The sequence below is a fragment of the Formosa sp. A9 genome, from assembly GCF_051200825.1.
Taxonomy (GTDB): Bacteria; Bacteroidota; Bacteroidia; order Flavobacteriales; family Flavobacteriaceae; genus Formosa.
The window spans coordinates 1051739-1066054 of record NZ_CP195158.1 but is presented as its reverse complement, the minus strand read 5'-3'; the positions used below and the strand labels follow the sequence as shown (position 1 = coordinate 1066054).

The following is a 14316-nucleotide window of genomic DNA, read 5'->3' as shown; positions in this document are numbered from 1 at the left end:
TTCTTTAAAACGTTTAATAATACGCTTTATTATAACTCATTAAAAAAGTATATTAGTTTTTTAAAATACCCGCTTATTTAAGTTTGGATAATAATAATTGATCTAATTTAACACTTTAAAAAATAAATCGACTTAAAAACAATACATACTCCCAGATGAAAAAAATACTTTTTGGACTAATAATTTTCGGAATTTTAATTTCCTGTAACAGTACAGACGATAACGATTGCTGTGTTAATGTAGACATTGGTATTGATGTTACCTACCGGAATGCAGAAGGTTTAAGCCTGTTTGAAATAGATAATGGCTACAACGAAGCAAACATTACAATTTACCATAAAATAAATGGCGAATGGAAACTCTACTACAATGGCAATTTAGATGCACCTAAAGGGATTACCGTTGCAGATGGAGAACACGGGAAATACCTGTCTATTTTACCAAGTACCAACATAGACCAAAATAACTATTCGGAAACTAAAATTCAATTTTCAGAATCGGACTTTGATATTATTAAAACGGAAATTGATCAAAGCAACTCAAATACAACAGTAACCAAAGTTTGGTATAACGCTGTTTTAAAATGGGAAGCTTACGAGAGCGAAAGAATGTTCGAAATTATAAAATAATATCGGGCATATAACATTATTAAACTAAACCACTATAGACTGGAAGTACATAAGTTTGAAAACAGACTGAAAGTCCGATTATTTGTATTTAATTTCGCCACAAATACACGAATATCCTTTCTAAAACTATGTCAAATATTCGTGCATTCGTGGCGAAAAAATATTTATAGAAACTGAAAGTCTTGCACTAAAAATGCATCGCTGCAACGAACAACTACAAAAAATGAAAAAATCAATTTTAATACTGCTACTCTCACTTTTGTGCTTCAGTTGTCAAAACGACGACGACAACCAATTAGACTGCGCACTTTACGCGCCAGCATTCCCTAGTGTGTTTTTGAAAATAACAGACGATAACGGCAACAACTTACTAGAAAACGGCACTATTAACCCTGACGATATTATACTGCAAAGCGGTTTAGGGATTCGGTACAACCCCGCTAGCAAATCTAATACCGCAAACGCCGATATTAAAGTATTGGACAATACTTTAGAATTATATATTCCCAACGACACCACATTCGATTATATTTTACAACTTAACGATACACAAACCGTGAAGTTAGACTTTACAACAGAAGCATTGGCAGCAGCATGCGGACTAGTTTATTTTGTTCCTAACAGCGTCGTTTACAACAATCAAGACCAGACTTTAGATGAAGTTTTCCCTCAAGTATTTTTAACAAGCATAAGCTTATAACTATAACTTTTCATAAAAATGATTATCTTCATAACATGGTCAGCAATCAACCCAAAGAAACCACTTATGAAGCATTTACTTTTAATAGGCATGTTACTGTTTGTTACCTCTTGCAACCAAAATTCAAATAAAACGCCTAAAGCTATTTCATCACCAAAATCGACAGACCAGCCTGTTGGCGGACAAAAAGATGCGCACGGCTGCCTTACTGCTGCCGGAGAAACTTGGAGCGCCTTACTACAAGATTGTGTAAAAGTATTTGCTGTTGGCATACGCCTTAATCCAACAACACCAGACCCCAACAATTCAGCTGTTTTAAGTGCCTTTATTATTTTTAATCCCGAACACACCAAGGCAGAACTGTTTTTACCTGTAGAGAATAAAACTCCAAAACTTCTTGAACTTACAAAATCAGAAGAATTCAAAAACAACAACTTTACTTTCGATAACAACTCAGGCACACTTTACAATAACGGAAAGTTGATATATAAGATCGAAATTAAAACAGATTAATTATGCATAAAACCCAAGCACTTTTACTATTATTATTTTCACTTTTCGCGTGTTCTACAGACCAAATACCCGATGCTGTAGAAATAAGATTATTAAATGATAGCCCTTACAATTTCGAAAACATCGTAGTAAACACCAGCACTACAGATGTTGATTTTAACAGCTTAAGTCCAGGAGAATTTTCCGCATACAAAACGTTCGAGAAAGCTTATCGTTACGCCTTTATAGAATTACAAATTGAAGGAGAAACCTACACCATACAGCCCATAGATTATGTTGGAGAAAGTCCGCTAAACACCGGCTATTACACCTATCAAATCAATGCCAACGACTCTAAAGAGCAATACCACAAACTGCAATTAACCCTTATAACCGATTAAAAAACAACCCATAACCTATGAAAATCAATACATATAAATTCGATATTATTTTTATACTTTCGACTGCTACAATCTTAATTCTTTTGTCGCATTACAACTTATTAGAAAAGTACATTGGTTTAGCTTTTATTCCTATTTTGATTGCCTATAGATTAGGACAATATTCAGAGAGAAGACTTAAAGCGTAATAACAATATAACAGAAATATTTCGTTTAATTCTCACAAGATCACAACTGTAGCACCTCTGGCTTAATCTCTAGTTAATATAGCTCGAAATTTCTTACACAAGCTTAAATACGCTTTAACACTTGCGTAACATACAGCACATACTTTCGCGGCTTAGATAAAATTACTAGAGAACATGAAAAACAAAACCTACTCACTTTTTAGCCTTGCATTGGCGGCAGCTTTATTTACAGCTTGTAGCGACGACGATTCCAGCACGAACAACAGCAACGAAAACACCAACAAAACCTTTACCATTGCGGTTATTCCAGACACGCAAAACATGACCGATTTTACGCATCAGTCATCGTACCAAGTTAGTGAAGGCGTAAACTTTCCTATAGATGCTTCTACGCAATTTTATGGTATGATGGAGTACATTGCCAACAATACAGTAACCCGTGGTGGCGATATTGCCTTCGCTACATCGGTAGGCGATATTTGGCAGCACCAAACAGAAATTCTAGATCCAGAACACGAAGCCCGTGGTTTTGCTCACGATCCTTACACCATTATTGCCAATTCTGGCGAAGTATTCCCAAGTCAAGAAACAGTTAATTTTGAAATGCCTTTAGCCAAAGCAGGGTACGAATTATTGTCGCAAACAGGTATTCCGTTTGGTGTTGCTCCTGGTAACCACGATGCCGACGCCATGTGGTCTGAAGCGTCATTTGAATCGGATCCTACGCGTTTGGAAGAAATATATACCTTAGGACTTATTCCTGAAATTGTAGGTATGTTACACATTGGCGGTCACGATAATTTCAACTCTGTTTTTGGTGCAGAATCCAGCTTCTTTAAAGATAAACCTTGGTATATTTCCAGCTATAACGGGGGTGCCAATTCTGCACAAACTTTTGAAGCAGCAGGCTATACGTTTTTAAACATTAGTTTTGAAATGCAACCAGGAGACGATGTGCTTGCTTGGGCGCAAAGTGTAATAGATGCCAACCCTGGCTTACCAACCATGATTACCACTCACGATTACCTTAAAGAAAACGGCTTAAGAGAGGCCAACCCTATAATTGATTTAACAGTAGTTGATGCTGAAAACCACAACTCGGCTGAAGATCTTTTTCAAAAGTTCATTAAACCAAACGATCAAATTTTCATGGTACTTTGTGGACATCATCACGGTAAAGCCATGCGCATAGATACCAATAACAACGGCAATCAAATTATTCAGGTTTTAGCCGATTATCAAGACCGTGGACAAACCGTTTTAGATGCCGACCCTAACTTTAGAAACGCTCATGGGTCTACATATGGTATAGGAGATGGTTGGTTACGTTTAATGGAATTTAATTTCGAAAACGACACCCCACAAATAGAAGTTAAAACCTACTCTAGCCATTACAACAGCTTTTCCGACGAACTTAATACCTACGCCAATTGGTATAAAGAAAGTGAAAACCCTAGCGCGACGGACAACGAATTCTACGGCTTAGACAGTTTTACCATTACCCTAGAAGATTTTAAAACGCGATTTAACTAAATCAATACAATGCATTCGTATTATCTAAACAGGCTTCTACACAAGAAGCCTGTTTTTTTATATCTATTTTAGAAGACAAAAACTCCGCATTACCAGAGCAGTAACTTTACAAACCATGTAGCTTTTCTTTTTAAAAACATTATAAAGTCTAAAAAATAATACCTAATTTAGAGCTATCAATTATCTCGCTAAACATCAATACTATGAAATGGAAAGGCCAAAGACAAAGCTCTAATGTTGAAGACCGCAGAGGGCAAAGTGGTCCTGGAAGAGGCATGGGGGGTTTAAGTCCTATGTTATTAATTCCATTAGTTAAACTACTGTTTTCTAAAGCTGGACTTATTATTATTGGTATTATTTTGGCCATATCTCTACTAACGGGTACAAATCCACTTACGTTTATCGGTAATTTCTTTACAGGAGGCCCGGTGCAAACCGAATCTTCCAGTCCTTATCAAGGCACTGCAAAAGATGAAGAATTGGCACAGTTTAGCGCAACTATTCTAGCAAGCACAGAAGATGTTTGGAGTAAATTGTTAAGCAACTACAGAAAACCAACCTTGGTATTATTTACCGGTTCGGTAGCTTCGGCATGTGGAGCAGCCTCTAGCGCTACAGGCCCTTTTTATTGCCCAGGCGATGAAAAACTGTATCTAGATTTAAGCTTTTTTGATGAAATGGAACGCCGATTAAATGCGCCTGGAGATTTTGCTCAGGCTTATGTTATCGCACATGAAGTTGGCCATCATGTACAGAAACTTATGGGTATTACCGAACAAATGGAACGTATACGCCAACAGGTAAGTCAAACAGAATACAATCAATATTCTGTTAGATTAGAGCTTCAAGCCGATTTTTTAGCGGGTGTATGGGCACACCACTCGCAAGAAATGACACAAATGATGGAAAGAGGCGATTTAGAAGAAGCTTTAAACGCAGCTTTTGCAATTGGCGACGACCGTTTGCAAAAACAATCTACCGGTCGCGTAGTACCAGATTCTTTTACCCACGGTACTTCCGAACAGCGCATACGCTGGTTTAAAAAAGGATTCGAAACTGGCGATTTAAATCAGGGAGATACTTTTAACGCTAACCCGCTTTAATTCGAAAGCTACTGCATCAAAAAAAAGCATTTAAAAACGCTTTCAAGCTGTATTCTAAACTTGGTAAAAAACTTATTAAGTTAATCATCTATTCTTGATAGCTAACAACATGTCTTTACAAGAATAAAAGCTTCACATTTTACATCGTTCGTATTTCACTGAAACTGTAAACTTCACTAGTTGAGAAATCAACAAAAACTTCTATCAAATCCCTACAAAAATTATGGATTTTTCAGAGTATTACCCTTCAAAAAACTTTTATATATCAATAAGAATATTGAATTTTACTGTTTTATAATTGCAAACCATCTTTTATGGCCAACGAAATTGTATTACTAAATATTTCGGGACAGGACAAACCCGGATTAACCGCTAGCTTAACAGGTGTTTTGGCACAATACGGCGCAAAAATTCTAGATATTGGCCAAGCCAACATACACGACACCTTGTCCTTAGGTATTTTATTTAAAATAAAATCGGGCTCTAAAGCGGCGGCTGTTTTAAAAGACCTACTTTTTAAAGCCTACGAATTAGGAATTACAGCGAAGTTTACCCCGATAACCGACGACAATTACGAAAAATGGGTTACCCTGCAAGGTAAAGACCGCTATATTGTAACCATTTTAGGCGAAACCCTTTCGGCCAAACAAATTTCTGCTGTAACCGAAATTATAGCAGATCGCAACCTGAATATCGACTCGATAACCAGATTAACAGGTAGGCAATCGTTGTACAAAAAAGAAGATTACCCAAGAGCATCCATTCAATTATCGATTCGAGGAAAAATAGACGATAAGGCCGACCTTACTGCTAAGTTTATGAAAATATCTAGAGATCTAGATGTCGATATCGCTTTTCAGGAAGACAATATTTTTAGACGTAACCGTCGTTTGGTTTGTTTTGATATGGATTCTACTTTAATACAAACCGAGGTTATAGACGAATTGGCCGAATTGGCTGGTGTTGGAGACGAAGTAAAAGCCATTACAGAATCGGCTATGCAAGGCGAAATAGACTTTAACGAAAGTTTTAAACGCCGCATGAAACTTTTAAAAGGCCTTAAAGAAGATGTATTACAGGATGTAGCCATAAACCTTCCGATCACGAAAGGTGCAAGACGTCTTATAGATACGCTTAAAAACTATGGGTTTAAAACCGCAATCTTATCGGGAGGCTTCACGTATTTTGGACATTACCTTCAAAAAGAACTAGGTATAGACTACGTTTTTGCCAATCAGTTGGAAATTAAAGACGGAGCACTAACTGGTGGCTATTTAGGCGATATTGTAGATGGTAACAAAAAAGCCGAATACTTAAAAGAAATTGCCCAAAAAGAAGGCATAGACATTGCACAAACTATTGCTGTTGGCGATGGTGCTAACGACTTGCCTATGCTAAATCTAGCAGGTTTAGGTATCGCTTTCCACGCCAAACCTAAGGTTAAAGATAATGCGCAAAGCTCTATTTCCAGTATTGGTTTAGATGGTGTACTTTACTTATTAGGCTACCACGACAGGCATATCGATCTGTTAGATTAGCCTTATAAATACCGTATTAACGGATTAAACCTCGCTTGATTTTTATTACTTTTAATAAAAACTCAAGCCAATGAAATCGGAATACGAAAAAATGTTAGCAGGTGAACCTTACGATGCACATTGCGAAGAAATGATTGCTATAAGAACGAAGGTAAAACGAAAACTACACAAACTTAATGTAACTGAATATTATACAGACAAGTTTCAAGAAACCATAAATGATCTTTGCCCTAATTCGGCTAAAAACATTCATTTAGAGCCACCTTTTCATTGTGACTATGGCGACAATATTTTTGCCGAAGATGGTGTGTTTATAAATTTTGATGCCGTTATTTTAGATGGTGCAAAAGTACGTATTGGTAGAAAAACCCTTATTGCTCCAGGCGTACATATTTACACAGCAAGACACCCCTTAAATATAAAAGATCGACGTGTATGGGAAGACTGCCTTCCGGTTAACATAGGCGAAGAGTGCTGGATAGGAGGCCATGCAACAATTTGTCCTGGTGTAACCATTGGAGATCGTGCTGTTATAGGTGCTGGAGCCGTGGTTACAAAAGACATCCCTGCCGATACATTAGCTGTTGGAAATCCCGCAAAGGTCGTAAAGCACCTTAACCAGTAATTATATTTTCAACACTTAATACTAAACCACTATAGACTGGAAGTCCATAGGTTTGAAAACAGACTGAAAGCCTGATTATTCGTGCATTTGTGGCATAAAAAATATGTATAGAAACTGAAAGTCTTGCACTAAAAGTGCATAGGTTCAACTAACGACTGATACCAACGAACAAAACCCCGCAAAATAATTTTACGGGGCTTTAGCTATTAACTAGTTAATGGATATGAATAGTTAACTGCTTATTATTTTGCTGGTAGTTCTCGAGTTAACCAACCTCTTTTTCCTGCCGTAGCAATGGCATAAGGGGTAATCCAGAACAAACCAAAAGTGTATAATATACTGTAAGTATAAGCCCACAAAGACTCCGATGCATTATAACGTTTTGAATAAAAGAATGCCGAAAAACTAGAGATAATTAAAATGCTAAACAACGATGAGCTTACAAATAACAATGGGTGTGTACATATAAAATAAAGCATAAAAATAATTAACGGATAACTCATAGCGATTTTAAAAGACTGGTTTAAAAATAACAATCTGGTTCCTGCTTTATTTTCTTGTCTAAAATCGTTAAACACATATTTAGCCATTGCTATATTTTCGCGCACATTACTTCTGCCCCATCTAATAAACATTTTGTATAAGCCTTTATAGGTTTCTGGTACTTTAGTGTATGCATTTGCATTTTTCTGAAACAATACATGCTTACCTTGTTTTAAAATCATATTAGTCATGGCTCTATCTTCACCTATATCTGAAGGTTGCCCCATAAACGTTTGATTAATCCATTCTTCTAAACAAGCAAACACAGCGCTTTTTCTATAAGCGGCCAAAGCTCCTGGTGTACAAAGCACAGAATTTAAAGAACTTTCTGCCGATCTAGCAAATTCAAAACTCATTACAAAACTCACATCTAGCATTTTAGGTAAAATGGCTTTTTTGTTGTTTAACACCTTTATGTTACCAGCAACGGCACCACAATCTGGGTTAGTGATAAACGGACTTACCAAATTTCTTAAAGTGTCTTTATCAACTATAGAATCGCTATCTACTGTAACAAAAACATCGCCAGTACCTAAATGAAATCCACGATATAAAGCATGACGCTTACCTTTATTTTTAGGTTGCTGAAAAATAGCTACACGATCGCCTAAAATATTCTTAGCCTCCTGCATCCAATACCAAGTATCGTCTTTACTACCATCGTCTATAGCCAACAATTGTAACTTTTCTTCTGGATATTCGCTATCTGCCAAGCTCATTAAAGTATCGAAAACCAATTTCCCTTCGTTGTATGCTGGCACAATTACGGTACAGCTTGGTAAAGCTTCATCGTTAACCGAAGCAATTGGTTTATACTTAAAAAATAAATACAGTTTATATATAAAAAATCCGCAATGAAACATAAACAACCCAGTACATACTGCAAAGAATGCGTACCCTAATGTTGAGTCCATACGTTGTAAATTAAACTGTTCGAAATCGGTATAAAATGTAAAAAATGCAATAGCTCCAGCAATCATTAAAAGAAATGTACTTGCTAACACCAATGTATTTCGTGTGTTCTTGGTGCTGGTATTGTATTGAAATAAAGATTGTAAAAATCCTACTAAATTTGAGCTACTGTCTTGGGCGTAAACTTGTTTTGTTGTAATAGATTGACTTTTCATATTTGCAATGCTTTTTTCTTTTTTTTAATCGCACAATACATATTGTGCCATACTCGATTAGAAAGAAGCAATCCATGTGCCATTAGCAAAAACGCTTTATTTACAGCACATTATAAATATCATCTCTTTTTAAGTGTATAATTTTTACACAAAAAAAGAGATCTTAAGTGTCACCTAATTACACAATACACGTTTATTAACTAAACCACTATAGACTAGAAGTCCATAGGTTTGAAAACAGACTGAAAGTCTGATTATTTGTGTTCGTCTTAGCCACAAATACACGAATATTTCTATAAAAACTATGTCAAATATTCGTGCATTCGTGGCGAAAAAACATTTATAGAAACTGAAAGTCTTGCACTAAAAGTACATAGTTTCAACTAACGACTGAGACCAATGAAACTTTTCACGTAAACATCAACCCAACATCGTAAAATGTTATACCTGTTGGTCTGGAATAAAACAGTTACCTTTAATCCGCTATTAATTATACTGCAGATGGTATGTTAAAATACACTTGTCTATTTCTCCTTATCGGTATCGGGGTTCGCGCCCAAGACTTAAGCGGTTATGTTATAGATTTTGATACTAAAAAACCAATACCCGAAGTTAACGTATACCTAAAGCGACAACGTATAGGCACTGCTACCCTTTCTAATGGCCATTTTACGATCCCTCTACAAAAACATTTAAATGACACCGATAGTTTACAGATTTCACACTTAAACTATTACCCAATAACTATAAGTTACAACACTTTTAAAACACAGAATGAGATTGTCTATTTACATCAAAAAACCGAAGCTTTAGCTCCTGTTACGCTAAAAAACAAAAGACATGTATTCCAATCGTTACCTTACAAACAGCTTAAATCGATGCCTGTAGGCGTATCTAATTTCGGATCGGTTAATATTGACTCTAAAATTTATGTGGTTGGTGGCGATGCTTCTTTTTTAGAAGATATTGGTAAAAAAGCCTTAGTTAAAATGGAAAGTAAGGCCGATGCATCGTTTGCCGATTATTTAAAAGAATTGAAATTCGATACCACTTGGGAAACCTATACGAAAAAAATTCAGGTGTACGATATAACTACAGACAGTTGGACTGTAGCTACTAATAATTTAAAAGAACGTGCTTACCATACGGTACAACACTACAAAGGAAACTTGTACATTATGAGCGGTAAAAGATTATCGCGAAACAAAAAGTTCGAGTATTTACATACAGATATCGACATTTTTAATATTAACGATCAGACGACAACTACAGATTACACCAATCCGCATCAAGCAGTTAATCCATTATCTTTTATTTTCAATAACAATATTTTCCTTTTAGGAGGCGCAGTAAAAAAGCTAAAAAACGGCAACAAACACTACACCGATTCGGCACATATGTACACTATAAATACAGGCCTATGGTATCAATTAAAAGCATTACCTAATCCCGATTTACTTTGTGGCGTACTATTAGAACAAAACATTTTTGCACTTAGCAACAATTCAGACCGTTCGCTCACACAAATAAACATCTACAACATTACCACTGGAACTTGTAGCAAGATTGGCAATTTGCCTGTCTGCTTAAAATCGCCTGCAATCACATCACAGCAAGATACGCTATTCATTTTAGGGGATAAAACACTATTCACCTACAATACAAAAACACAACTTTTAAATACTTATACTCTAAATTTAGAACTACAAGCTGCCAAAATACATGTGTACAATAACAAGCTTTATATAATTGGAGGTTTTACCGAAAATGAATTCTCGAGATCGCCCTCTTCAAAAGTATACTGTATCGATATTAACGAATTTAAAAACACAAGTATTGAAGCTTCAAAAACTTTATAATTTTAATTATGCTTTCATCAATTTCATCAACATATCACACCTTTAAATCCGCTTTTGCTTTTTTTCTGCTACTGTTATACTATGCTACTGGATCAGCTCAAAACTATACTTACAGCAGTTTAGACCCTAATACACCAATTACATTTAATGGCCAGTATATTGTGTTCGAAAAAGACACGATACCATTAGGGCCTAAGTCTTTTTTTATAGATGGACAATTAAGTGATACTATTGTTAATACATCCCCTTTTGTATTTAACTCCATTCAAGAAGCCGCCAAACACTTAACATCCGGCACAGCTTCCAAACCTATGGTTTTGAACATAGCGCCCTATGTATATTGGATTGACGATCCCGACGCCCCTGAAATAAGAACTCCTGAAAACGGTTCTATACCTTATGGATTAAAAATACAATGCGATTGGTTAACCTTTAACGGGTTAACAAAAAATCCAGAACATGTGGTGCTTGCTTGCAACCGCGGGCAAACTATGGGTGCTAAAGGAAATTTCACTATGCTTTATATTGATGGTATTGGCACAACATCCGAAAATATAACTTTTGGTAATTTTTGTAATATCGATTTAAAATACAACTTAAAACCCGAATTAAGTAGACCTAAACGCGGATCGGCCATCGTACAAGCACAGCTTATTATTTGTAACGGAGACAAAGTTGTAGCGCGTAACACCCATTTTATAAGCCGTTTAAATTTATGTCCGTTTGTAGGTGCAAAACGCACATTTTTCGATCGTTGTCATTTCGAATCTACAGACGATGCCCTCAATGGATCTGCCATTTATAAAAATTGCACCTTAGACTTTTACAGTTCGAAACCTTTTTATCACACAACCGGTACAGGAGCCATTTTTTTAAATTGCGACATCAATATTTACACAAAAGGCACACAGTATTTTACTAAAGCCAACGGGCAATTAGCTGTAATAGATACGAGATTTACAGGAGAAAATGTTTCATCTGTACAATGGTGCGACGAATTAAACCCTGCAACCAAAAATTATCAGCATAATATTACTCTTAATAACAAATCCATCCTTATCAATAACACATCGCCTGAGCACACGGTATTACTTAATGACAAACACTTGCTTAACGCTTATGTGTTCAACTATAAAAACAAAACCATTTACAATACCTACAACCTTTTGAGTGGTGATGACGATTGGGATCCTGAGCATTTAAAACCCACAGTTCTAGACGCTGAAAAAACCTTAAAAACACCATTAACGCAATTACCTATTCAATTAAAAGTTACGCCAGATAAAGCCGAAATAGAAACAGGCAAGGACTCGTTATATATTACTGCTTCGCTGTTTCGATTTGGAAATACACCCGCTAAAAACGAGCCTGTAACCTGGCATATTAATGAAGTTGATAAAAATTTAGTGATATTACGGTCTAATAAAAATACGTGCATGGTTATACCAACCAACACATTAAATGTCGAAAAAAATGTTTCAATACAAGTAAAAACAGCTTCTGGATTAGAGGGCTTATGCAATATTAAAGTAAAACCAGCAACGCTCCCGCCACCATCATTTAGTGCTGTACCAAAAATTAATAAACTTAACGACGGCTCTCTTCAAGTAACTTACGCATTTGCTAATACAGCATATAAAGATGAATCGGAAATTACTTGGTACAGATGCGCCGATGCCACCTGCAACAACCCTAAAAAAGCAGCTGTATCGCGTTCACATACGCCTTTAAAAAAATATACACTTACAGCTACAGATGTAAATCAATATATCATGGTTAGTGTTGCACCAAAAACCAATCGCTCTCAAATAGGAGATTCAAAAACAGTTATAAATTCTCATCCTATAAAAACAGAAGATGTGTTAACCGCTCCCAATATTATATTTTCCGATTTTAAAAACACACCTACCAACAACAGTAACGAAAACCTTAAAGGATATTGGAACTTTAAACCATTAATAAACGATAATGCATCTACAACAGATACATCTAAAGATGCCTGGTTTTTTGGTGAAGGCAAACAAGGCTCTGCTAATCAATTAGGATTATTACAAACTGGTCGCACTGCATCTTTAAGTTATACTCCTTTAAATCCTAAAGTAAAAGACATGACCTTAACCCTTACGGTTTCTCCTTTTAAAACAGCTGGCCAAGGGTTTAGTGTTGCGCCGTTATACATGGATATCGTTATTAATTTTGATCCCATTACAAAAACTGGGTATGCTTTACGACTCATAAGAACTACTAAATACGGCAATGCTATAGATTGTTATTTTGTGGCCTACCATAACAATACCACTAAAGCCATTTCGGATCCTGTTACAACAAGCGCATTTAGAACCCCTTGTACTATAAGGCTTCAAAAAGTAGACAATACACTTTCGGCCAGTTTAAAAACAACTGCCAATTATCCAAGCCATGATTACCCCAAAGAGGTAAAACCTTTTGTAGACATTCAAACTACCATTGCGCCATTACCATTCAATAGTTTTGGTATTGAATACAACGGAGGTTCTTCAACCATGATTAACAGTTTTAAAGCAGAAGGTAAAGCTATAAATACTAGACCAGAATAGATTTTTTAAACTGCAATGGTGTCATCAGTTCCATCTTCTTAAACTGTCTGTTAAAATAACTAATGCTGTTAAACCCTGTTTTAAAGGCTATTTCGGAAATTCTAAAATCCTTACTGTTTTTTATCAACTTTTTAGACAATTTAATTTTTTCGGAATTGATGTAATCTATAGGAGAAATACCTAAAGTGCTTTTAAATTTTTTATGAAAATGAGAGGTGCTCATACAAGCTTTCTCTGCCAATACTTCAACCGTAATATCTTTATTTGTTAAGTTGTCTTGTATAAATTTAATTACAAAACCAATTCGGTTATCATCTAAAAGCTCTTGTGCTCCATTCAGCAAAACAAATTTGGCCTTAGTTTGCAGTAAACGAACAATCAATTCTTGAATCATTAAATCCAACAACACATCTTTAGACGAATTGTTATTTGTGAATGTATAAATTAAGCGTTTTATTAATAGATTAACATCGGAATTATTAATAACATGATTAGTTGTAGCGCTTAAATTCCATGTATTATTCTCGTTTTCTATACGCACGCTGTCATTAAACTTATCGATTACCTCCTGTATTTTTGTATTGTCTATACCTAAAGCCATACATTTTGTGGGTTGTGTTGCAGATGCTAAAGGAAAATCGATAACCATTTCCTTGTTAGAAGGCATTACTACAGACTCTCCTGGGTAAAAATCAAACGCAGGCAAACCTTCAATATGCATTACTTTTTTTCCCGTAAGCATACTGGCAATAATAGGAAACCCAAAGGTTAAATGTACCTGCTCTGCGCTTTCGTGAGTTTCAAAAATATTCAGTTCGGCAAATTTTGCATTATAAACCGTTCTATTTTCCACTAAGGTGGTTAGTTTTCTTTGCCGGTTATGTTGATTTAAAAACTGATTCATATTCAATAATACTAAAACGTGTAAATACTTTTTCCCGAATAATAGGATAGTACTAAAATATAATAAATATGTGCAATTATTTCACACTTTAACAAAAT

The 14316-nt window shown here is 35.6% G+C and carries 12 protein-coding genes; 10 read left to right on the top strand and 2 right to left on the bottom strand.

What is annotated here, in order from left to right:
• Positions 1 to 155 precede the first annotated feature (155 nt).
• The 8 genes from ACR9EA_RS04685 to ACR9EA_RS04650 all read left to right on the top strand — a co-directional run bounded on the left by ACR9EA_RS04685 (position 156) and on the right by ACR9EA_RS04650 (position 7209).
• Positions 156 to 629 (top strand): hypothetical protein, encoded by a 474-nt coding sequence (locus tag ACR9EA_RS04685; RefSeq protein ID WP_435138232.1) that lies wholly within the window; start codon positions 156 to 158, stop codon positions 627 to 629.
• Between the two features lie 223 nt (positions 630 to 852).
• Complete coding sequence (locus tag ACR9EA_RS04680) at positions 853 to 1329, top strand: hypothetical protein (protein WP_435138230.1); 477 nt, start codon at positions 853 to 855, stop codon at positions 1327 to 1329.
• Positions 1330 to 1395: 66 nt separating this feature from the next.
• On the top strand, positions 1396 to 1842 hold the full coding sequence (locus tag ACR9EA_RS04675; protein ID WP_435138228.1) for a hypothetical protein: 447 nt from the start codon (positions 1396 to 1398) through the stop codon (positions 1840 to 1842).
• A gap of 2 nt (positions 1843 to 1844) precedes the next feature.
• Positions 1845 to 2222, top strand: a complete 378-nt coding sequence (locus ACR9EA_RS04670; RefSeq protein WP_435138226.1) for a hypothetical protein — start codon at positions 1845 to 1847, stop codon at positions 2220 to 2222.
• A 362-nt stretch (positions 2223 to 2584) separates the two neighbouring features.
• Positions 2585 to 3943, top strand: a complete 1359-nt coding sequence (locus tag ACR9EA_RS04665; protein ID WP_435138224.1) for a hypothetical protein — start codon at positions 2585 to 2587, stop codon at positions 3941 to 3943.
• Between the two features lie 203 nt (positions 3944 to 4146).
• Positions 4147 to 5046 (top strand): KPN_02809 family neutral zinc metallopeptidase, encoded by a 900-nt coding sequence (gene ypfJ, locus ACR9EA_RS04660; RefSeq protein WP_435138222.1) that lies wholly within the window; start codon positions 4147 to 4149, stop codon positions 5044 to 5046.
• Positions 5047 to 5360: 314 nt separating this feature from the next.
• Positions 5361 to 6584: a phosphoserine phosphatase SerB gene (gene serB, locus ACR9EA_RS04655; RefSeq protein WP_435138220.1), complete on the top strand. Its 1224-nt coding sequence runs from the start codon at positions 5361 to 5363 to the stop codon at positions 6582 to 6584.
• A 70-nt stretch (positions 6585 to 6654) separates the two neighbouring features.
• The gene (locus ACR9EA_RS04650) at positions 6655 to 7209 is read left to right on the top strand and encodes a sugar O-acetyltransferase (protein ID WP_435138218.1); all 555 of its coding nucleotides are present in this window, start codon (positions 6655 to 6657) and stop codon (positions 7207 to 7209) included.
• 242 nt (positions 7210 to 7451) lie between these two features.
• On the opposite strand, the gene ACR9EA_RS04645 is transcribed toward ACR9EA_RS04650, so the two are convergent.
• Positions 7452 to 8879, bottom strand: coding sequence for a glycosyltransferase (locus ACR9EA_RS04645; protein ID WP_435138216.1), 1428 nt, complete (start codon positions 8877 to 8879; stop codon positions 7452 to 7454).
• A 506-nt stretch (positions 8880 to 9385) separates the two neighbouring features.
• On the opposite strand from ACR9EA_RS04645, the gene ACR9EA_RS04640 reads away from it, so the two are divergent.
• Positions 9386 to 10738, top strand: coding sequence for a carboxypeptidase-like regulatory domain-containing protein (locus ACR9EA_RS04640; RefSeq protein ID WP_435138214.1), 1353 nt, complete (start codon positions 9386 to 9388; stop codon positions 10736 to 10738).
• Between the two features lie 8 nt (positions 10739 to 10746).
• Entirely contained in the window at positions 10747 to 13314 is a 2568-nt protein-coding gene (locus ACR9EA_RS04635; protein WP_435138212.1) for a hypothetical protein, read from the top strand.
• Here ACR9EA_RS04635 and ACR9EA_RS04630 read toward each other — a convergent pair.
• Positions 13301 to 14218: an AraC family transcriptional regulator gene (locus tag ACR9EA_RS04630; RefSeq protein ID WP_435138210.1), complete on the bottom strand. Its 918-nt coding sequence runs from the start codon at positions 14216 to 14218 to the stop codon at positions 13301 to 13303. The genes ACR9EA_RS04635 and ACR9EA_RS04630 overlap by 14 nt on opposite strands.
• Positions 14219 to 14316: the final 98 nt, after the last annotated feature.